Raw genomic sequence first — 20,892 nt, 5'->3', positions numbered from 1 at the left:
GTTATGATACCGGCAGTTTTTTCCGGCCTTTGCTTATCCTATGCGTATGCCTATTCAGCCAGCCAGTCTGCGGCAATTTGTGTTACTCAGCTTCTGTATGGCGCTGATCCCGCTGACTGTGTTGTTATGGCAAAGCAACAGCTCGTTATCGGATGTCAGTCGTTTTGCTATTGCCGAAGCCGAAAGTTCAGTCGCCAATGTGCGTCGTACTGAAAATATGCAAAAGCTGGTCAATGACATCGAACGGTCCGTGTTGCAGTTCAGTATTCTGAAAACCGATGCCTTGTCTAAGCTCGCCGCGACCCATCTGGACAATTACCAGCAGAACCTGACGTCGGTCTGTCTGAACCTGGCTCAGCCGTTGTTATGTCAGCAGCAGCAAACACAATTGCAGTTGTTGCTGGACAATTACCTGACGGAGAACAATGAAGAGCTCAGCCCCATACTGCAGAAAATCCGTCAGCAGCAACTGCAACTGACACAGGCCATTTGGGCCATGCTGGAACAACGGTTACAGCAACAACAAAGTTATGCCGAAGAAGCGCAAAGCCAGCTGGCCTGGCAAACTGTGGCTTTGGTGGTGCTGACTTTGCTGCTGGTCATCTGGGCATCCGCCCGTATTACGGCGCCGGTAAAAAAACTGGATGTGATGATCCGATCCATTGGCCAGCCGAGCCATCATTTTCCACATGATAAAGTCGATGGCCCACGGGAACTGACCGAACTGGGCGAACAGCTGCGTTGGCTGGCGTCTCGTTTACAGCAACTGGAGGCCTTGCGGCTGATTTTATTGCGCCATGCCTCGCATGAGCTGAAAACCCCGCTGTCCAGTATCCGCGAAGGTTGCGCCTTGCTGGCCGAACAACTGGTGGGGCCTTTAACGCCACAACAAATGGAAGTGGTGACTTTATTAAATGGCAGTGCGGACCGTCTGAGTGTGCTGACCGAACAACTGCTGGATTACAACAAGTTGCTGCAACAGGCCAAGCCGGAGCTGAGCTGGCATGACAGTGACAAGTTGTTGCAGGACTGTTTTAACGACCATGCGCTGTCATTGCAGCAGCGCGAGCAGCAGATTGAGCTGGATTGTCAGTTGCCGCGTATTTATACCGATGGCATGTTATTCCGCCGCATTCTGGATAACCTGATTAACAATGCCCAGGCTTATGGCGCCGAAGGCAGCAAAGTCTGGGTCAGCCTGCGGCCGCATGATAAGTACCTGATTTTGGATGTTGCCAACAACGGTACTCCTATTCCGGCCGAATTGCGGGCCAAACTTTTTGAACCCTTCCAGCGTGGCAAAGCCCAACGTTTTGATTCAGTGCAAGGCTCAGGCCTTGGCTTGTCTATTGTGGCTGACTGCGCCCGTTTGCTGGGAGGAATAGCCGAAATTGTCGATGTGAATTACGCCGATGTCTGTATTCAGGTCCGGTTGCCTTTAGTTGAGGAAAGCATATGAAAGTCTGGTTAAGCATCACCACTGCCGTGTTGTTGGTGGGTTGTCAGTCAGTGAAACCACTGCACCCTGTGGTGAAGAAACCTGAGCCTCAGCCTGCCCTGGTGCAGCCAAAAACAGTGGAACCGGAAAAACCAGTCAAGGCTGAACTGGCGATAGCAGACGATGTGCTGACTTTACAGGCCTGGCGCGATTTTCGTGCCCAGTTACTGCCCACCACTCAGGATCAGCGCGATGCGTTGTTACGCAGCCTGACCAGCAGTGCGGTAACCCAGCTGCAAACCTTGTTGATCCGGCTGCATCCGGACAGCCCTTATTCAGTGCGTTTTGCCGCCCAGACGCAGCTGTCTGACCGGCTGAACACCTTGCCCAAAGGTCTGGCCGATTTATTGCGTTGGGATTTAGCCTATAACCAAAAGCTGCTGGAGAGTGAATCCGCAGTGACGGCGCTGTCCAGGCTCAATGCCCAGCATCAGGGCCGCATTGAGCGGCTGAACCGGCAGACCAAAGATCTGCAGAAAAAAATCGATGCCTTAACCCAGATTGAAGCCAAATTAAATCAGACAGGTAACTAAAATGAGCCACGGAGCCCGTTTACTGTTGGTGGATGATGACCCCAGCCTGCTGCGGCTGATGACATTGCGGTTGGAAGGGGAAGGGTACCAGGTGACCAGCGCGGACTGCGCGGAAACGGCCTTGCCGCTGCTTGGCAAAAACAGCTTTGATGTGGTGCTGTCCGATTTACGGATGCCAGGCCTGGATGGGATGGCGCTGTTTGATGAAATTGCCAAACGCTGCCCTGGTTTGCCTGTGGTGCTGATGACGGCCCATGGTTCTATTCCGGAAGCTGTGGCGGCGACGCAGCGCGGTGTCTTTGGTTTTCTGACCAAACCGTTGAATAACAATGAGCTGCGCGACATTCTGGCGCAGGCCGTGCACCAGTCGCATATACCCAGCCAGGATCAGTGGCGTCAGGCCATAGTGACCCGCAGCAAAGTGATGGAACAGGTACTGGATCAGGCGTACCGGGTGGCTCAGCGAGATGTCAGTGTGCTGATCACCGGGGCCAGCGGGACGGGTAAAGAGCTGCTGGCCAAAGCCATTCATCAGGCCAGCCCAAGGGCCAAAGGGCCTTTTGTCGCGATAAACTGCGGTGCCTTACCTGAGCATTTGCTGGAGTCGGAGCTGTTTGGTCACACCAAAGGGGCTTTTACCGGTGCGGTCAATGAACACGCCGGTTTGTTCCGCGAAGCTGACGGCGGCACGTTGTTTCTCGACGAAATCGGCGATATGCCGATGCCACTTCAGGTGAAGTTATTACGTGCCTTGCAGGAGCGGCAAATCCGCCCTGTTGGCAGCACCAAGACCATTCCCATTAATGTGCGGGTGTTGTCGGCCACCCACCGCGATTTAAAGCTGGCGATGCAAGAGCAGAGCTTTCGCGAAGACTTGTATTACAGGCTCAACGTGGTGAACCTGCAACTGCCCAGCCTGCGCGAGCGGGCCGAAGATATTCCGCTGCTGGCCCGCCATGTGCTGGCACAAAGCGCTGAGCGCCATGCGGTGCAGGTGAACCGTTTCTCTGACGATGCGATGCAGGCGTTGGTGACAGCCCAATGGCCGGGTAATGTGCGTCAGCTGGTCAATGTGGTGGAGCAGTGTGTCGCCCTGACCCACAGTCCGGTGATTAGCCTGGCCCAGGTGGAACAGGCCTTGTCGCAGAATGTCAGTTTCTGGCCGACCCTGACCGAAGCCAAAGATCAGTTTGAGCGTCAGTACCTGATCAAAGTGCTGAAAATGGCTGAAGGCAATGTGACCCGGGCGGCAGAGCTCGCCGGTCGTAACAGAACTGACTTGCATAAACTGATGAAAAAACATGAACTCAGCGCGGCTCAGGTGGCGGAGCAGGGTGACGAAGTTGAATAGAGGGGCCAAGTGCCTTTGAAGAGAATACAGATGAACGAAAATTTTGCCGTGGAACCTGAAGTACAAAAAGCCAAAATTACCAGCGAAACCGCCCGCATTAACTGGCTGGAGCTGCAAAAATTTTATGCGGCCGGTTCTGTGGTGCAGGTGGCCGCCAGCCTGGATTTAGTCGACGTGGCTTATGCCTTTAGTCAGGACGATAAAATGCAGGTGCAGCTCTGGTTACAGCAAGGCCTGGTCGACCGGGTCAATGACAGTCAGGCAGGCCTCTGGTTTGAACAAAAGGCGGAGTTATGGGCTGTGGTGGTGTCGCCTTGGGTGCTGGTGCAAGACAAAGCGGGCTCAAAGCTGAATTAGGAGCCGATGATGTTTGCCGAAAATTTTGATTTAGCTGCTTACTTCCAGCGTATTGGTTATAGCGGTCCGGTGGATCAGACGGCGGAAACCCTGCACGACCTGATGCGGGCCCAGCTGTTTGCGGTGCCTTTTGAAAACCTCGATGTGCAGGCTGGTCAGGTGGTGTCTATGGTGCCGGAGCAAATCGTGGAAAAAATTGTCCACAAGCGCCGTGGCGGTTACTGCTACGAGGTGAATGGCCTTTTTGCGATGGCACTGCAGGCGCTGGGTTTTAACTACCGTTTTGTTGCTGCCCGGCCGATGTTTTATCCGGTACGCCGGCCAAAAACCCATATGGTGTTGCTGGTGGAAGCCGAAGGCGAACAGTATCTGCTGGATTTAGGTTTTGGCAGTTATGGCATTCGGGCCCCCATAGCGTTGTCTCAGTTGGATCTGGAGTTGGTGCAGGACTTTGACCGCTTTAAACTGACGCTGGATGACCAGGGCGCTTATGTACTGCAGGCTTATGTGGACGGCCAGTGGCTCAGTCAGTTTGGTTTTGACGGCTATGAAAGTGAGTGGGTCGACTTTATGCCGGCCAACTACCTGAACTCGACACACCCGGACACTATTTTTGTACAAAAGCTGCTGGTGATCCGGCACAGCCCGGCAGGCCGCGATATTCTGCTGGGGGATCAGCTCAAACAAATTCGCGCCGAAGGCACCAGTGTGCGTCAGCTGTCAGAGGCAGAGCGGGAAACAGAATTACAACGTCTGTTGGGGTCAGAGTAGTACTCTGACCCCCAATATTGGGTTGGTATTAGTATCCGGCGGCCTGACCGTCTTTACGGGACTCGGAAGCGCCATAATAAACGCCGCTGTTCGGGTCGCGGTAAATCGCCTGATAACCACCAAACTCACCTAAACCTGAACGCACGTCATGGCCTTTTTTCATCAGCTCACGGGCGGTTTCATAAGGCACCCCTTTTTCCAGCTGCAGATAACCGCCATTTTTCAGGTAAGCAGTGGCCGCTTCGGTAGGCTCTGTGCTGCCCAAATGCTGCCAGCGGGCGGCGTCACCGGCTTCCTGCAGATTCATACCGTAATCAATCATATTGATCACAATCTGCGCATGGCCTTGTGGCTGCATGGCTCCCCCCATCACACCAAAACTCATCAGCGGCTGGCCGTCTTTGCTCATAAAAGCCGGAATAATGGTCTGGAAGGGGCGTTTGCCTGGTGCATAGGCATTGGCATGTGTCGGGTCAAGCGAAAACAGCTGGCCACGGTCCTGGAAACCAAAACCTGTGCCTGGTACCACCACACCTGAACCCATGCCCCTGTAGTTGGATTGGATCAATGACACCATAGTACCGTCCTTATCGGCTGTGGTCAGGTAAATGGTGTCGCCTGTAGAGAGGTGCGGGTTACCGGCATCAACCCGTTGCGCGGCTTTATCGGTGATCAGTTTGGCGCGCTCTTTACCATAGGCTTCAGAAATCAGTGCTGCGACTGGTGTTTTGTTAAAGTCCATGTCGGCATAAAATTTGGCCCTGTCTTCAAAGGCCAGTTTTTTCGCTTCAACCTGGGTATGAATGCTGTCCACGCTGTTGTAACCCATGGCTTTTAAGTCAAAGTTTTTCAGTATTTGCAGCATTTGCAGCGCGGCTATGCCCTGGCCGTTTGGCGGTAACTCCCAGACATCATAACCACGGTAATTGACCGACACGGGTTGCACCCAATCGGATTTATGGCTGGCCAAGTCGTCATAACGCAGGTAACCGCCATTGGCTTTCATAAAAGCGTCGATGCGTCTGGCTATTTCGCCTTTATAAAACGCGTCCCGCCCGCCTGTGGCGATAGCACGGTAAGTCTTGGCCAGGTCTGGGTTTTTAAACAGTTCCCCTTTGGCCGGGGCTTTGCCATTGATGGTAAAAGTGCCTTTAAAATCGCCGGGCTGAACAGATAATTTTGGCACTGAACGCTCCCAGTAATAAGCAATCAGCTCGCTGACCGGAAAACCTTTTTCGGCGTAGTTGATCGCCGGTTGCAAGACTTGTTGCATCGGCAGTTTGCCGAATTTCTGATGCAGCTCAAACCAACCGTCGACCGCGCCAGGCACACTGATCGGCAACATGCCGTGTGGCGGCAGTTCCGTCAGGTTCTGTTTTTTCAGCTCTTGTTGCAGTGTGCTGAAACTTAAACCTTTGGGGGAACGGCCGGACGCATTCAGGCCATACAGCTGTTTGGTTTTACCGTCCCAGACAATGGCGTATAAATCACCGCCAATACCACAACCTGTAGGTTCCATCAGGCCCAGCGCTGCATTGGCCGCTATGGCCGCATCGACGGCACTGCCACCTTGTTTCATCACATCCAGCGCAATCTGGGTGGCCAAAGGCTGGCTGGTGGCCGCCATCGCATGGGGGGCAATCACTTCTGAGCGGCTGGCAAAATCAGCGCCTGTGATACGGTCATAGGCCAGCAACTGGGGGCTTAAAGCCATCAGGCAACATAAAACGAGTTTTTTCATTCTGGTTATCCTCTGTGTCTTAAGCATTTCACGCTACCCGGTTCGATGAGGGCTTACCACCCGACATCGACTAATGGCTGCTTTTTATGGGTAGAGCGCAAAGTTGGTATGGATGAGCAAAACTTTTGCTAATCATCCGGCTGCGGTTGTATTGTGTCTGACCATGAAGCGCAAGGTCGTTACCGCTCTAACCCGAGGCCGTTTGGTTTTTTATGCACGATTTTATTGAAGTTTATGATGATGTTCTGTCCGCTGAATTCTGCCAGCAGCTCATCCGTGTTTTTGAACACAGCCCTTACACCACGGCCGGCCGCACGGGCGGTGGGGTGGATACCAGCAAAAAAATCAGCACCGATTTGTATCTGAACCAGCATGCTGAGTATCAGCAGGCGTTAAATGACATTTGCCGCCCTACCAGCCAGTACGTGATGGACTACTTTCGCAAGTACTATTTTGCGCTGATAGGCCCCATCAGCATGACCTTGCCACATCCATCCGGCCAGGGGGCAGTCACTCTTACCGCAGATAATTTTCATGAATTTGGCATGCCGCAGGTACCACAGCTGACACAGACTATTTACCGGCTTGGGCCTGTTCAGATGCAAAAATACCAACAGGGTCAAGGCAACTACAACTACTGGCATTCCGAGGTCTACCCCCAGTTGCCGCATAACGAAGCGCTGCACAGGCTGCTGTTGTTTATGTTTTATCTGAATGATGTGGCCGAAGGTGGTCAGACTGAATTTTATTATCAGAACAAAGCCATTCAGCCCAAAGCAGGCCGTATGGTGATAGCACCGGCCTACTTTACCCATACTCACAGGGGCTGTATTCCGGTCTCAGGGGATAAATACATTCTGACCAGCTGGGTGCTGTTTAACCGCGCCGAACAGCTCTATGGTCAACCTGGCTAGCCGTCAGGCGGGTCTGAGCATTTCCAGATGTGGAATATTGTCTTCCAGATACGCTTCACTGCAGGCAATAAAACCAAAACCTTCATAAAAACGCTGCAAATAACACTGGGCTGAAATGCGGATCGGCTGTGAAGGCCAGTGTTGTTCAGCCAGCCCAATTGCCTGACGCACCAGCTCTTTGCCCAGGGCTAACTGGCGGGCGCCTTGCGCCACACAAATCCGCCCCAGGGACGGATTATCCGGATAACTGCTGCCAGGTGGCAGAATACGGGCATAGGCCAACACTTTCTGCTCGTTGTGCAGATATAAATGCTGGGTGTCGGGTAGCAGGTCTTTGCCATCCAGCTCCGGGTACGGGCAATTTTGTTCAACCACAAAAACATCCACCCTTAACTGCAATAACTGGTACAGGGTGCCTGCATCCAGTTCACTGAAACGACGACTGTGCCACTGCATAAATTCTCCTCCGGATAAAGCTGAGCACATGATAACAAAGCTTCAACTGAAAAAACTTAAGCAATACAGCAGCTCCTGGTTAACACTTAACTAAACTGTCGGGCAGGCAAACGGATAGCGACGCAGGAGCTGGCCATGGGACTTTTTGAATTACTTAAACGCAAGCAGCGCTGGCAAATCATCTTGTTTTTGGGCGCGTTGTTGTCGCTAAACGCTTTGCTGATGGTTGCAGCACCGGCCATGCCAGACCGCTATCTCCCGCTGGCACTTTGTCTGAATCTTCCTTTTGTGCTGATTACGGCCTGGTGGCTGTGGTGGCAACCTTTTATGCGTGAACAATTACAGCTCTGGCAGCAAACGGAAATCCAGGCCAGGGCCTTGCTGAATCAGCTGGAAATGGACTATCAGGACGCTGTGCCTGTAGCTGCCCAGTTGCAGCGCGCCACACTGAAGCTGAAAAACTGGCAAAAACGCGATGCAGAAACCCGCCAGTTGGTGCGGGTGCAAGGTCTGGTGGATCACGAGCTGGCGGTTGGCAACCGGCTGTATTTTGAAAGCCGGCTGCAGCATTACCTGACCGATAGTGCTGAACCTGCTTCCGGAGCCCTGTTTTTATTACAAATCAGCCATCCGGAAGCCGTACTGCTCAGCACAGTGAAGTTACCAAGATTACGCAGCTGCATTGATTTGCTGACCGAGCTCTGTTCGGTCTGGCCACAAATGGTGATAGCCCGGATGGCCGACAATGATCTGGCACTGCTGATCCCAGGTATGCAAGGTAAAGAAGCTGAGGCTTTCGGCGATCGGCTGGCGCTGGTGCTGAGTCAGGCCAATTGTTTCAGTGAGTTGCAGGATTTTGATCTGATCCATGTCGGATTTGTATTGTATGAACAAGGTCAAAGCAGTTATCAGTTGTTATCGGAAGCGGATATGGCACTGAAAACCGCTCAGCTGCAAGGACCCAATGCGGCTTATGGTTTTATCGATCCGCAAAAGCCAAAAATCAAAGGTTCTGTCTGGTGGCGCACTGAGCTGAACAATGCACTGCGGGACAAACGCTTTTTATTGAGTTTTCAACCTGTGTTCTCCTGGCAGGATGAAGATGTGCTGCAGCATGAGGTGCTGGTCAGGTTACAAAGCAGTGATGGCGACAAACTGCCTGCCGGGGTTTTTCTGCCCATGGCGGCCAACTGTGGTTTGACAGCAGCTATCGATCAGTTTGTGCTTGCCCAGGTGGCAGTGGTCTGTATCCGTGAGCGCCAGAGCTATCAGGGGCGGCGCTGCAGCGTCAATATTGCCGTTGCGTCAGTGTTGGACAACAGCTGGTGGCGCTGGCTGGAGGACCAGGTGCAACAACGGCTGTTACCGGTGGATTTAATAGCACTGGAGTTTCATGAACATCATCTGCATCAGCACTACCGGCAACTGAAACCAAGGCTGTTGCAATTGCAGCGCTGGGGCTTTGCGTTAGTTGTTGATCATGTAGGCCTGAGCCTGACGCCGGCGCCTTACAGTGATGAGCTGCCAATCAGCATGCTGAAAATCCATCCGGCTGTGGTCAGGCATATTGACCAGCAGCTGGAGCAGCAGTTGTTTGTGCGGGGCTTGCTGGCCAGCAGCAGTGGCACCGATACCCTGGTCATCGCAACGGCCGTGGAGAGCGAAGCCGAATGGTATTGCCTGAAAAAACTCGGGGTTGCCGGGGCCCAGGGTTACTATTTCAGTCAGCCGCTGGCCCGCATCATTGCCCAGAATCAGTTGATGGAATAAGACCGCAATAGGCCAGCCCTGCCAGGCCTTGTAAACCACCGGTATGGAAAAAACTGAGGCGCCGCCCCACACTGAGTTGGCCCTGTTCAATCAGCTGTAACAGGCTGTACAGGGCTTTGCCGGTGTAGATGGGTTCAAGCATGATCCCTTGTTCTTTGATCCCGCAGCAAAAATCCCATAATTTTCGGTCGGTTTTACCATAACCAGGCAAGTGTAACGCCTGCTGCAGTTGCCAGTGGTTGGTGACGTTCCCGGCCAAACGGCTGATCTTATCCCTGAGCCCTGAATCCTTGACCACCTGAATACCCACTACTGAGGCCGGGCCTGCACCACGAATTAAACCCGCCAAAGTTCCACCGCTGCCGACTGCACTGATCAGCCAGTCCGCCTGGCCTGCCGGGGTTTGCCCCAAAGGAAACTCACTGACGGCCCGCACTGCGGCGTCACAGGTCCCTCCCTCTGGCACCCAGAGAAAATCCGAAAACTGCTGCTGCCAGTGCTGTTGCCATTCCGGGGTGTCGCGTTGACGGTAGCTTTCGCGGCTGACAGCAATCAGCTGCATGCCCAGCTGCAGGCAGAGTTTCAGGCTTGGGTTGTGCTGGTCCAGCTGGTCAGTCCGGACCAGCCCGACACTGGACAGACCCAACTGAGCACAGGCGGCTGCTGTGGCCACCAGATGATTGGAAAATGCGCCGCCAGGCGTCAGGATCCCGGCCTTTTTTTCTTTGAGTGCCTGCTGCAGTGGGTATTTTAGTTTGAGTGCTTTATTCCCAGAAACGTGCGGATCTGGGCTATTCAGTTGACAAACCCAGAGCTCATGCTGAAATCTGCTCAGTACCGGATGAGATAAAAGCTGCCATTCTGTGGTTAACACCATACAATAGCCTCGGTGTTACAGGAGTTGATGAATATTTTTATCATTTTTATCGTTTCTGTGATAACGTAGCGTTGCAATAACTGGATTAAGTGAAGGGTAGTATTTGCATTTATGTTAGCAGCCTGGTTGGAACGCCTGAACCTTAAAAAGAAGCCAGCTGGCTATTATGCCGGCGTTCACTGGTCACCCCAACAACTAAAAGTCGCTGTGGTGCAACACCTGGCCGGGCAATGGCTGAACCCTCAGTACTATAGCTTTGCCGTGACGGGGCCTGCCCAACTGGCTCAGACCTTTCGGCAGCTGGCCGAAAAACTACCCGCTCATTGTGACTGCACTTTAGTGATCCCGCCTGAACGTTATATGGTGCTGCAGATTGATAAACCTCCGGTGCCACCTGAAGAGCTGATGCTGGCTTTACCTTGGACTATCAAAGATTTAGTGGCTTTGCCCGATGATGACCTGGTGGTGGATTATCTGGACCTGCCACTGCAAAACCAATTGCAAAGCGCCAAAGTGAATGTCGTGGTCAGCTCAAAAAGCTGGTTAAAGGAACTGGTGGCTTTGTTTGTGCAAAACAAACTCAAGCTTAAAGGTATTCAGCCCGAAGAATGGCTGGCGCGTAATTTATTGCCCAAAAAGAGCCATGCGGTCATGCTGGTTTGTCACCAGCCAGGGCAGGACCTCAGCGTGCAGATCATTCAAAATGGCAGCCTGTATTTCTCCCGGCGTTTGCGGGGTTTTAACCGGCTGGATCAATTCAGCCCCGATGAATTGCAACAAGGGCTGTTTGACAATTTGTTACTTGAGTTACAACGCTCTATCGATTTTTTCGAAGGCCAGTTAAAACAGGTTCCGGTGAGGGAAATAGGGCTGTGGCTCAGTGGGCCTCACCAGCAGCAGATAGTGCAGCTCTTTATTCAGAATGGCTTTACTCAGGTGTTCAGTGTCACTGCTGATGCCCTGCAACTGAGGATCAGCGCGGATGATTTTGAGCGCTATGGTCAGGCGCTGGCGGGGGCGGTAGAACCTGTGATGGCCGCTGTGGAGGCGTCAGATGAAGTTACGCCTTAACCTCTATACCCAGGCGATACAACCGGAACGGGAGAAAGTCAGCCTGAAACTGGTGCTGCAGATTGTGCTCAGTCTGGTGCTGGTACTGACACTGCTGGGGCTGGTGCTGGATTACCGTGCGGCGTCGCTCACTGAAGAACTGGCGGCGATGCAGCAGAAAACCGCGGCACAACAAAGTCAGATTGAGCAACTGCGCACCAGGCTGCAGGCGAAAACACCGTCCCCTTTACTGGTAAAACAGCACAGTGAACTGAGTCAGATGCTGGCTCAGAAAAATAAACTGCTGAACTTTGTTCAGAACGAGCAAAAAAAGACCGCAGTAAAATATGGGCCTGTGTTTGATTATCTGGCGCAGATTGATCCGCAGGGATTCTGGCTGACGTCCTTTAAGCTGTCGGCACAACGCAGTACCTTTAAAGGCTATGTGCTGAAGGCGGATCTATTGCCTTATTGGCTGAATCAACTGGGGCAGAATGCGTTTTTTAAAGGCCAGAGTTTTGCCCAGTTCGAGCTTGAACAACATCAAAGTCAGGTTCTGTCTTTTGTGGTGCAGTCAGAAAAAGCCACAGCAGCAGAAACCACAGCAGGGGATGCACCATGAATCAATGGCTGTTGTGGCAGGAAAAATTCAGGGCGCTGAAGCCGAGAGAAAAATTAATCACCCTTTATGGTGCGGTGTTGTTATGTCTGTGGCTGTTTCTGTTGCAGTGGCTGCTGCCCGGTCTGGAGCAGCAGTGGAAAGATCAGCAGCAGGTACAGAGCCTGACCAGCCAGTTCAATGCGAATCAACAGTTAATCCAGACCCTGACTCAGCAGGAAGGGGTTGATCCTGACCTGAGTTTAAGAGAAAAGATCCAGCAGCTTGAGCAGGAAGAACTGCAGCTTCAGCAGCGCATTTCAGCGCTGACCAGCTATTTTATTGGTTCAGAGCGAATGGCGGTGGTGCTGCAGGACGTATTAAAAAGCAGTGACGAGGTCGTTGTGAAACAGGTTAAAGTGACGCCTCCGGTGCCGCTGACCTTTGCGGATTCCGCGTCTGAGCAAAAAGCTGTAGTGTATCGTCATTCTACTGTGGTGGTGCTGGCAGGAACCTACCCGGCTTTAACTGAAGTACTGCGCCGGTTGGATCAGTTGCCCTGGTCCCTGGGCTGGCAGCAGCTGGAGTATAAAGTGACCGACTATCCCAATGCAGAACTAACTCTGGACCTGTTAACGGTAAGTGACAATGAAAGTTATATTAAGCTTTAGTCTGCTGTGCTGCAGTGTTCTGGTTCAGGCCTTGCCAGACCCGACAGAACCCGAGCTGAGGCTGAGCACAACGACCGAAGCGCCGGTTGAGGCAGCCCAGGCGGGTCCGGAGCTGAAACTGAGCCTGATCAGAACAGTGCAGGGCAAGCCGATAGCCCTGATTAACGGTCAGACGCTGCGCCAGGGCGACAGTCTGGGCGAATGGAAAGTGCAGGCCATTGAGCCACAACAGGTGGTGTTGCGTCAGGGGTCAGAGCAAAAAATTTTACAGCTGTTTAAAACGATGAAAACCAATGATTAAACAAACAAGCTTAGTGATCACGTTAAGTTGTCTGAGCTTACTGGGATGCCAGGGGCTGGAGCAAAGCAAGGTTGCCAGGGAAGCCAGTGCAGAGCTGGCCAAAGCAGCGGCTCCTGCAGCGAAACAAACTGCGGCGGTGCCAGACAGCGTGACTGAGGATTTACTGGCGATGACCAGTCCCATGCAGATGGCCGCTCCGGTGTTACCGCGTTTTAATGTGGCTGCGGCCAATGTGGATGTCAGCGACTTTTTTACCTCGCTGGTGGCCGACACGGACTACAGTGTGGCGTTGCACCCCGCAGTGAAAGGCCAGATCACACTGGATTTGAAACAGGTGACACTGCAGGAAGCTTTTGCGGTGGTTGAACAACTCTATGGTTTTCATATTGAACAGGTCGGCCAGATTTACAAAGTGATGCCAGGGGGCTTGCGGACTGAAACCATAGCGGTGAATTATCTGCTGATGCAACGCTCCGGTAACTCGTCGTTGCAGGTCACCGCAGGCGGTATTTCTGCTGCGGAAGGCAACAATAACGGCAGCAATAACGGATACAGTCGGTCATCTCAATCACAGCAAACTGATAATGGCAGTGAATACAGCAGCCAATCACAATTTGGCCAGACTGCTGGCAGCTCGATTCAAAGCTCCAATAAAACCGATTTCTGGAAAGATTTAAAAGAGGCCATTACCGGCATTATTGGTTCAGGTCAGAACCGGGCTGTGGTGATTAGCCCTCAGGCTGGTCTGGTCACGGTACGGGCAATGCCGGCTGAAATTGCCGCCGTCAAAGCCTATCTGGGGCAAACCGAACAAAGCCTGCAGCGTCAGGTGGTGCTGGAAGCCAAAATTGTCGAAGTGACGCTGAATGACGACTACCAGCAAGGCATTAACTGGTCTGAAATTGCTGGCTCCATCGGCAATACCGACTTTAATTTCAGCACGTCAGGCTTTGGAGTGGTCAGCAGCTCGGCATCAACGGCCAGTGGCCGTACCGGCATTGATTTCAGTGGCCCGGATTTTAGCGGTGTCATTGAACTGCTGGAAAGTCAGGGCAATGCCCAGGTGCTGTCCAGCCCCAGAGTCACGGCCATTAATAACCAGAAAGCGGTGATCAAAGTTGGCACTGACGCCTATTTTGCCGTCGGGGTCAACCCGGGTTTTGCCTCCACAGGGAGCTCCAGCAGCACAGTGCAGCAGGCCACGGCTGAGTATTCGGCTATCTTCTCGGGCATAGCCCTGGATGTCACTCCGCAGATCAGCCCGAACAATGACGTCATTCTGCATGTGCACCCTTCTGTCAGTGAAACCACTGAACTGCCGCGTTCCATAGGCCGGGATGATTCTGGCCAGGATATTCAGGTGGATTTTGCCCAGACCAATGTGCGGGAGTCCGACACCATTATCAAAGCCCGCAATGGTGAGATTGTCGTGATTGGCGGCCTGATGCAGTCGACCATCACAGATTCCGAATCTAAAGTGCCTGTTCTGGGGTCTGTGCCTGTGGTGGGTAAACTGTTTAGCCGGGTCAGCAAAGTAGAACGCAAAAAAGAACTGATCATTCTGATCAAACCCACTGTGGTCAGCTCAGGTGTGATGCAGCAGCAGGTGCAACAATCTGCCGAGCTGATCGACCAGTGGTATCCGAAGAAGAACTGACCATGTTGTATCTGAAGCATTTTGGTCTGCAGCAAAGTCCCTTTGGTTTAACGCCGAATACCGCTTTTTACGTGGACCTGCCGCAGCACCACGAGGCCTTGCAGGTACTGACCACAGCGCTGCAGGCCGGTGAAGGTTTTATCAAAGTCACAGGGGAAGTAGGCACTGGGAAAACCATGTTATGCCGCAAACTGCTGAATGAGGCCCAGCCCGACTGGGTGATTGCCTACATTCCGGATCCCTACCTGTCACCGTCCGAACTGCGTTGGGCAGTCGCCTGTGAACTGGGTTTAAAACACTCAGACAATATTGATCATCAGCAGCTGGGGCAACTGCTGCAGCGGCATCTGATGATGCTGGCCGGTCAGGACAAAAGAGCCATACTGGTAATAGATGAAGCCCAGGCGCTGCCGGACGACACGCTGGAAGCGCTGCGGCTGTTGACCAATCTGGAAACGGAGCAGCGCAAACTGCTGCAGGTGGTGCTGTTCGGCCAGCCAGAGCTGGATGAACGCCTGGCCAGCCACAAATTCCGTCAGCTCAGGCAAAGGGTCAGTTTTTCTTACCATTTACGTGGTATGTCGTTTGAGGAAGTACGGGCTTATGTCCGGGCCCGGCTGGAAATTGCAGGTGTAATGCAACCTTTATTTGCTGATTCGGCGCTCAAGGCGTTATGGCGTTACAGCAGAGGGGTGCCGAGGCTGGTCAATGTACTGTGCCACAAAGGCCTGATGCTGGCGTTTGGCGAGCATAAATTTCAAATCAGCGGCAGTCATCTGCGTTATGCCGCCAAAGACACTGAAGATGTACAACTGAGTCCGGGTCACAAAAAACGCTGGCTGCTGCCGCTGCTGTTGGCAGGGGCCATGGCTGGGGCTGCGGCTTATGTCAGGTGGGCGGGCTGGTTATGAGTGTGATCAATAAAATGCTGCGTGATTTAGACAAGCAGCAACAGGAACGCGGCCATAGCCCGCTTGTCCTGCAAAACAGCACACGAATAAACTGGTTGCCCTGGTTGATTATTCCGCTGGCGTTGCTGGCGGGCTGGTGGGGCCAGGCTTGGTTTTCTCGCGACGAGGCCACCAAAGCCCTGCCTGTCGTGGCTGACCAGCAAACGCCGCCTGCTCAGTTAAGCCCTTTGCCTGGAGTGGCTGCAACACCAGAGCCCCTGCAGCAACAACCTGTTGCGAAGCCTGCGGAGGTCCAAACCGTTCAGGCAGAAAATACGGCGCCAACCCTGACGGAGCCTTTGGCTGCAGAGCCTCAGTCTGCGGCAGTTGCCAGAGGTGCAACGCAAGAGCCGCCTGCGATGCCAGAACCTGCGCCGCTGGCCGCAGCCCCTGCTGAGGCTGAGCAACAGGTGGCAGCAGTTGAGACTGTGGCTACTGAGCAGGACGAACCTCATTCTGATTGGCTGCAGGAGCCAGCGTTGGCTCCTGAACCCGCTGCAAAAAGCACCCACCTTGCCATTGAAAAAGTGCAGTTAAGCCCGGCGGAGCAGCTGGCGCTGTTGAGTCAGCAGGCCCGGAAAGCTGAAAGTGCAGGCCAGACTGCACTGGCCCTGCAGCTGTGGCAAAAAGCCAGCACAGTGTTGCCGACAGAGGCCGAAGCTTATTTACAACAGGCCAGGCTCTGGCAATTGCAGGCGAATTTCGCCGCAGCTGAGCAGGCACTGCAGCAGGGGCTGGAACGGGGCGTCACTGATCCGGCGCTGGCGATGGCGCTGGCCGCTCTTGCGGTCAGGCAACAGCGGTGGCCAGACGTCATCCGTTTGTTAAACACAGAGCCTGAGTTCAGCCTTTACCCGGATTTTTATGCGCTGAAAGCCACGGCACTGCAGAAAACCGGTCAGCATGCCCAGGCGGTCAGTCTGTTTCAGCAGCTGGCCCGTTTACAGCCGCAGCAGGCGCGCTGGTGGCTGGGCATGGCACTGAGTTTTGATGCAATGGCTCAACCGGAACAAGCATTGCTGGCGTACCGTCAGGCCGAAAAACAGGGGCAGAACCTGGCGGCAGACAGCCTGAACTTTGTCCGTAGCCGCATTGCGGAACTGGAGTAACAGATGCTTAAACCCAAACTCAAAATGCGCTTGGGCGATTTACTGGTTCACGAAGGCATCATTAGTGAAGCCCAACTGCAGCAGGCTTTGGCACAACAGCAAAAGACAGGCCGTAAGCTGGGCAGCAGTCTGATAGACCTGCAGTTTCTGTCTGAAGATCAGCTGCTGCGGTTTCTGGCACAGCAACTGAAAGTGGACTTGCTGGATATCCGCCAGCGCCAGATTGACCCGAAAGCCGTGGCCTTGTTGCCTGAAGTGCACGCCCGCCGTTTCCGTGCCTTGGTGCTGGAAGATCGAGGCAATGAAGTGCTGTTAGGGATGAGTGACCCGGCGGATTTGTCGGTGCTGGACCAGATAGCCCCTATGCTGGCACCCAAAAATATCGCCATTGCGATAGTGCCGGAAACGCAGCTGATCAGCGCCTTTGACCGTTTGTATCGCCGAACCAAAGAGATAGAAAGTTTTGCCACCCAGCTGAAACAGGAATACTCCGAAACGGAAGAGCTGGATTTTGGCGCACTGAACGACCCCACAGACAGTGACAACACCATTGTCAAATTACTGCAGTCGATTTTTGAAGACGCAGTGCAGGTGCGGGCGTCTGATATTCATATTGAACCGGACGAAAAACTGTTGCGGATCCGCCAGCGGGTCGACGGTGTGTTGCAGGAAAATGTGTTAAAAGAAGTGTCCATTGTGCCAGCGCTGGTACTGCGGCTGAAACTGATGGCACAGCTGGATATTTCGGAAAAACGTTTGCCACAGGACGGCCGTTTTCAGATCAAAATCAAAGGTCGCACCATCGACGTGCGGATGTCGACGATGCCGGTGCAATACGGTGAGTCGGTGGTGATGCGTTTGCTGGACCAGTCGGCCGGTCTGCTGACACTGGAACAAACCGGTATGCCGGAGCCGTTACTGAAAAGGCTGCGGCGTATTCTGAAAACACCACATGGCATGATCCTGGTGACAGGGCCCACAGGCTCGGGAAAAACCACCAGCCTGTATGGCATGCTCAGCGAACTGAATCAGTCCGGCAATAAAATTATTACAGTGGAAGATCCGGTGGAATACCGCCTGCCCCGCATCAACCAGGTGCAGGTAAACCACAAAATTGGCCTGACGTTCAGCCATGTTCTCCGAACCAGCCTGCGGCAAGACCCGGACATTATTATGGTCGGTGAGATGCGTGACCATGAAACGGCCGAAATTGGTTTGCGTGGCGCTTTAACAGGCCACCTGGTGTTGTCGACCTTACACACCAATGACGCTGTCAGCAGCACACTGCGTCTGATTGATATGGGGGCGGCGGATTATTTGGTAGCCAGTGCACTGCGCGCCATTCTGGCGCAGCGCCTGGTGCGGCGTTTGTGTCCTCATTGCAAAAAGCCGTACCTGCCGGATGCCGCTGAGCTGAGCTGGCTGGCGCACAAAACTATTGCTGCCAGCCAACAATTCTGGCGCGGTGAGGGGTGTCAGAGCTGCAATCACACCGGCTATTCAGGCCGGATTGGGGTGTTTGAACTGCTGGTGATGAACCGCGAGCTGGCGGATGCATTGCGGCGTCAGGATCTGGATGGCTTTGCGCAGGCGGCCCGTGCCAACGAAGGATTTAAACCTTTGGGGGACATGGCGCTGGAGTATGCCCTGGCGGGCCTGACCAGTCTGGAAGAAGTGATTAAAGTGTCCGAATACCTGGAACTGGATGATGGGCTTGCTGTGAACAGGCTGCAGGCTGACTGATGGCGACTTACAGCTACACAGCGCGGGACCGGCAAGGCCAGTCTGTCAGCGGCACTCTGGAAGCAGGCAGCGAAGCGGCGGCGGCGGATCTGTTGCTCAGACGCAGCCAAATTCCTGTCCGCATCCAGTTGCAGCAGGAAGAGCCAGAAAAAGCCGCCTTTGTCTGGCCCTGGCAGCGGGTCAGTCTGGCCGATTTGATTGTATTTGCCCGCCAGATGTATTCGCTGACCAAAGCCGGCATTCCCATTATTCGTGCCATAGTTGGCCTGGCCGAAAGCACCAGTTCGAAAGCCCTGAATAAGGTGTTATTCGATTTGGCCGAGCAGCTGGAAAAAGGCCGGACTCTGTCTGCAGCTATGGCGCTGCACCCGAAGATGTTCAGTCGCCTGGTGGTGTCGCTGGTGCACGTAGGGGAAAACACCGGCCGGCTGGATGAAGCTTTTTTGCAATTAGCCGGTTATTTCGAGCAGGAGCTGGAAACCCGCAAACAGATTAAGCAGGCCACCCGTTACCCAAGTTTTGTGTTATTCGCCATCGTCGTAGCTATGGTGCTGATGAATATTCTGGTGATCCCGCAGTTTGCAGCTATGTTTGCCCGCTTTGGCACTGAACTGCCCTGGGCCACCCGCTTGCTGCTGGCCAGCTCCGATATGTTTCTAAATTACTGGGAGCTGATGCTGGCTGCGCTGGCAGGCTCGGTGTGGGCACTGAAACTTTATTTGGCCAGTGCTCAGGGCAGTTATCAGTGGAGTTACTGGAAACTGCGGCTGCCACTGATGGGCTCCATTGTCAAACGGGCCACCTTAGGCCGTTTCAGTCGTAGTTTTGCCATGATGCTCAGGGCAGGTGTACCACTGACCTCGGCGTTAACCCTGGTGTCGGAAGCCGTGGACAATGATTATATGGCCGACAAAATCCGTGAGATGCGCAAAAACATTGAACGCGGCGAAAGCTTATTGCGGGTGTCGGTGCAAAGTGAGCTGTTTACGCCGCTGGTGTTGCAGATGCTGGCGGTGGGAGAAGAAACTGGCCAGGTCGATGACATGCTTAGCGAAGTGGCCAGTTTTTATGAGCGGGAAGTGGCGTATGATTTAAAAGGTCTGACGGCCAAAATTGAGCCAGTGCTGATCTGTATTGTGGCCGCCATGGTGCTGGTTTTGGCGCTGGGGATCTTTACGCCCATGTGGGACATGATGAACGCTTATAAAAAAGGTTAGAAAAGTTGCAATTGAATTGAAAGATTTATAACTTTGGTCACAAAGACCAGTTAGAATGCGCAAAAACCATAAATTTATAACCTAGGGGTGTGAAGTGAAAAAGATGAAACGTCAAAGTGGTTTCACTATTATCGAAATTATCATCGTAGTGATCATTCTGGGCTTGTTGGCGGTGACGGCGCTGCCACGTTTTTTAAATGTGACCGAACAGGCGGAAGATGCGTCTATCGACGGTATTGCCGGCGGTTTCGCCTCTGCGGTCGGCCTGGTGCGTGGCCAGTGGGAAGTGGCAGCTCGCCCCAATGGTAACTTTGATAACGGTGGCACTTTATCGCCCAATGGCACTTTTGTGACTGTGGATGGTGTGCAGGTGGCAGTCAATGCGGCATCTGGCACAGGGGTGGTCGCTGGTTTCCCTACGGGCACTCCAAGAGCGGACAGCCGTATCGGCAGCATGGATCATGATCAATGCCGCAATGTGCTGAATCTGATTATGCAAAATGCGCCAACTTCGGTGGCTCAAAACGCTGGCGGAACAGTCACTGTGGCCAATTTGGCGGGAGCCAGCCTCTTTGTACAGGTTGATTCCAGTCAGTGCTATTACTACCAGACCAATGGTTTGTCGGCGATTCCTGCTGCGGGTGATACCAACTTATTAAACGGCTTTATTTACAATCCGGCCACCGGGGCCGTGACAGTATTTAAAAACAAGGCATAACGGTTTTAGTTAATCAGAGGTAGAAGAAGTATGAAAACTATCAATAAAGCTCAACAAGGTTTCACACTGGTGGAACTGATTATTGTCATTGTGATCCTGGGTATTCTGGCCGTGACGGCAGCGCCGCGCTTTTTGAATTTCCAGGGTGATGCCAAAGTATCTGTATTACGTGGTATCGAAGGCAGTCTGCGTGCCGCAGTCAGCCTGGTGGAAGGCAAGGCCATTATTGCCGGCCAAAATACAGCGCCATTGTCTTGTTTTGTCACTGCAACTAATTCAGTGCGTGAGGCCACTACTGCTGAACTGGCTGCTAACCCTGCGACTTGTGCAGCAGGCAGCGTCAATGTAGTGTTTGGTGCTCCAGCTGCCAGTGTTGCGGCTTTGACGGCTGTGGCTGCATTGGATGGTGGCATTGTAGTGCATGACAACACGTCTGGCGCTGCTTTAACTCCAGCCTTAACTGTCACAACGGGCACAGCAATTTTAGGTAACAACCTGCAAGACTTACGTGCTGCCGGTGCAACCTGCCGGGTGACTTACACTGCGGCAACTTCTGCGACAGTGCGCCCAACAGTTGTGGTTGAGCCAACCTGTAGTTAATTAACAGGGG

At 53.4% G+C, this 20,892-nt stretch carries 21 protein-coding genes; 18 read left to right on the top strand and 3 right to left on the bottom strand.

The features are described 5' to 3' along the window. The first annotated feature begins 40 nt into the window (after positions 1–40). From WKJ04_RS10240 to WKJ04_RS10220, 5 genes are read left to right on the top strand one after another with little or no spacing between them, the layout of a single operon-like run. On the top strand, positions 41–1,459 hold the full coding sequence (locus WKJ04_RS10240) for a HAMP domain-containing sensor histidine kinase (RefSeq protein ID WP_337841499.1): 1,419 nt from the start codon (positions 41–43) through the stop codon (positions 1,457–1,459). Next, on the top strand, positions 1,456–2,031 hold the full coding sequence (locus tag WKJ04_RS10235; RefSeq protein WP_337841498.1) for a hypothetical protein: 576 nt from the start codon (positions 1,456–1,458) through the stop codon (positions 2,029–2,031). The genes WKJ04_RS10240 and WKJ04_RS10235 overlap by 4 nt, the downstream gene beginning before the upstream one ends. 1 nt (position 2,032) lies before the next feature. Then, positions 2,033–3,382 carry a sigma 54-interacting transcriptional regulator gene (locus WKJ04_RS10230; protein ID WP_337880337.1) on the top strand — a complete coding sequence of 450 codons (1,350 nt, stop codon included), beginning with the start codon at positions 2,033–2,035 and terminating at the stop codon, positions 3,380–3,382. Between the two features lie 30 nt (positions 3,383–3,412). Then, complete coding sequence (locus tag WKJ04_RS10225; protein ID WP_337880336.1) at positions 3,413–3,739, top strand: DUF2288 domain-containing protein; 327 nt, start codon at positions 3,413–3,415, stop codon at positions 3,737–3,739. Between the two features lie 9 nt (positions 3,740–3,748). After that, the gene (locus tag WKJ04_RS10220; protein WP_337880335.1) at positions 3,749–4,510 is read left to right on the top strand and encodes an arylamine N-acetyltransferase; all 762 of its coding nucleotides are present in this window, start codon (positions 3,749–3,751) and stop codon (positions 4,508–4,510) included. A gap of 28 nt (positions 4,511–4,538) precedes the next feature. Here WKJ04_RS10220 and ggt read toward each other — a convergent pair whose 3' ends face one another. Then, positions 4,539–6,251 carry a gamma-glutamyltransferase gene (gene ggt, locus WKJ04_RS10215; protein ID WP_337880334.1) on the bottom strand — a complete coding sequence of 571 codons (1,713 nt, stop codon included), beginning with the start codon at positions 6,249–6,251 and terminating at the stop codon, positions 4,539–4,541. A gap of 212 nt (positions 6,252–6,463) precedes the next feature. Here ggt and WKJ04_RS10210 point away from each other — a divergent pair, with 212 nt between their 5' ends. Further along, on the top strand, positions 6,464–7,165 hold the full coding sequence (locus WKJ04_RS10210) for a 2OG-Fe(II) oxygenase (protein WP_337880333.1): 702 nt from the start codon (positions 6,464–6,466) through the stop codon (positions 7,163–7,165). Positions 7,166–7,168: 3 nt separating this feature from the next. Here WKJ04_RS10210 and WKJ04_RS10205 read toward each other — a convergent pair whose 3' ends face one another. Next, a complete protein-coding gene (locus tag WKJ04_RS10205; protein WP_337880332.1) occupies positions 7,169–7,621 on the bottom strand; it encodes a GNAT family N-acetyltransferase in 453 nt (150 codons plus the stop codon). A 135-nt stretch (positions 7,622–7,756) separates the two neighbouring features. Here WKJ04_RS10205 and WKJ04_RS10200 point away from each other — a divergent pair, with 135 nt between their 5' ends. Then, positions 7,757–9,391, top strand: coding sequence for an EAL domain-containing protein (locus WKJ04_RS10200; RefSeq protein WP_337880331.1), 1,635 nt, complete (start codon positions 7,757–7,759; stop codon positions 9,389–9,391). On the opposite strand, the gene WKJ04_RS10195 is transcribed toward WKJ04_RS10200, so the two are convergent. Next, positions 9,363–10,268: a pyridoxal-phosphate dependent enzyme gene (locus WKJ04_RS10195; RefSeq protein WP_337880330.1), complete on the bottom strand. Its 906-nt coding sequence runs from the start codon at positions 10,266–10,268 to the stop codon at positions 9,363–9,365. The genes WKJ04_RS10200 and WKJ04_RS10195 overlap by 29 nt on opposite strands. 111 nt (positions 10,269–10,379) lie before the next feature. On the opposite strand from WKJ04_RS10195, the gene WKJ04_RS10190 reads away from it, so the two are divergent. From WKJ04_RS10190 to WKJ04_RS10140, 11 genes are all read left to right on the top strand, one after another. Further along, a complete protein-coding gene (locus WKJ04_RS10190; protein ID WP_337880329.1) occupies positions 10,380–11,339 on the top strand; it encodes a hypothetical protein in 960 nt (319 codons plus the stop codon). Beyond that, positions 11,323–11,940 carry a PilN domain-containing protein gene (locus tag WKJ04_RS10185; RefSeq protein WP_337880328.1) on the top strand — a complete coding sequence of 206 codons (618 nt, stop codon included), beginning with the start codon at positions 11,323–11,325 and terminating at the stop codon, positions 11,938–11,940. The genes WKJ04_RS10190 and WKJ04_RS10185 overlap by 17 nt, the downstream gene beginning before the upstream one ends. Then, on the top strand, positions 11,937–12,587 hold the full coding sequence (locus WKJ04_RS10180; protein ID WP_337841487.1) for a hypothetical protein: 651 nt from the start codon (positions 11,937–11,939) through the stop codon (positions 12,585–12,587). Before WKJ04_RS10185 ends, WKJ04_RS10180 begins: the two co-directional genes overlap by 4 nt. Next, entirely contained in the window at positions 12,565–12,888 is a 324-nt protein-coding gene (locus tag WKJ04_RS10175; protein ID WP_337880327.1) for a hypothetical protein, read from the top strand. Before WKJ04_RS10180 ends, WKJ04_RS10175 begins: the two co-directional genes overlap by 23 nt. Beyond that, positions 12,881–14,545: a pilus (MSHA type) biogenesis protein MshL gene (mshL, locus tag WKJ04_RS10170; RefSeq protein ID WP_337880326.1), complete on the top strand. Its 1,665-nt coding sequence runs from the start codon at positions 12,881–12,883 to the stop codon at positions 14,543–14,545. The genes WKJ04_RS10175 and mshL overlap by 8 nt, the downstream gene beginning before the upstream one ends. Further along, the gene (locus WKJ04_RS10165; RefSeq protein ID WP_337880325.1) at positions 14,524–15,456 is read left to right on the top strand and encodes an AAA family ATPase; all 933 of its coding nucleotides are present in this window, start codon (positions 14,524–14,526) and stop codon (positions 15,454–15,456) included. The genes mshL and WKJ04_RS10165 overlap by 22 nt, the downstream gene beginning before the upstream one ends. After that, positions 15,453–16,604, top strand: a complete 1,152-nt coding sequence (locus tag WKJ04_RS10160) for a hypothetical protein (RefSeq protein ID WP_337880324.1) — start codon at positions 15,453–15,455, stop codon at positions 16,602–16,604. Before WKJ04_RS10165 ends, WKJ04_RS10160 begins: the two co-directional genes overlap by 4 nt. Positions 16,605–16,607: 3 nt before the next feature. Further along, positions 16,608–18,347 carry a GspE/PulE family protein gene (locus WKJ04_RS10155; RefSeq protein WP_337880323.1) on the top strand — a complete coding sequence of 580 codons (1,740 nt, stop codon included), beginning with the start codon at positions 16,608–16,610 and terminating at the stop codon, positions 18,345–18,347. Next, positions 18,347–19,564, top strand: a complete 1,218-nt coding sequence (locus tag WKJ04_RS10150; RefSeq protein WP_337880322.1) for a type II secretion system F family protein — start codon at positions 18,347–18,349, stop codon at positions 19,562–19,564. The genes WKJ04_RS10155 and WKJ04_RS10150 overlap by 1 nt, the downstream gene beginning before the upstream one ends. A 103-nt stretch (positions 19,565–19,667) precedes the next feature. Further along, entirely contained in the window at positions 19,668–20,282 is a 615-nt protein-coding gene (locus WKJ04_RS10145; RefSeq protein ID WP_337880321.1) for a prepilin-type N-terminal cleavage/methylation domain-containing protein, read from the top strand. Positions 20,283–20,312: 30 nt separating this feature from the next. Continuing rightward, positions 20,313–20,882 carry a prepilin-type N-terminal cleavage/methylation domain-containing protein gene (locus WKJ04_RS10140; RefSeq protein WP_337880320.1) on the top strand — a complete coding sequence of 190 codons (570 nt, stop codon included), beginning with the start codon at positions 20,313–20,315 and terminating at the stop codon, positions 20,880–20,882. The last annotated feature ends 10 nt before the right edge of the window (positions 20,883–20,892 follow it).

It is taken from the genome of Rheinheimera sp., assembly GCF_037442345.1.
GTDB lineage: Bacteria > Pseudomonadota > Gammaproteobacteria > Enterobacterales > Alteromonadaceae > Pararheinheimera.
Note: the sequence above shows the minus strand (reverse complement) of the source record. Positions and strands in the feature narration are given on the sequence as shown.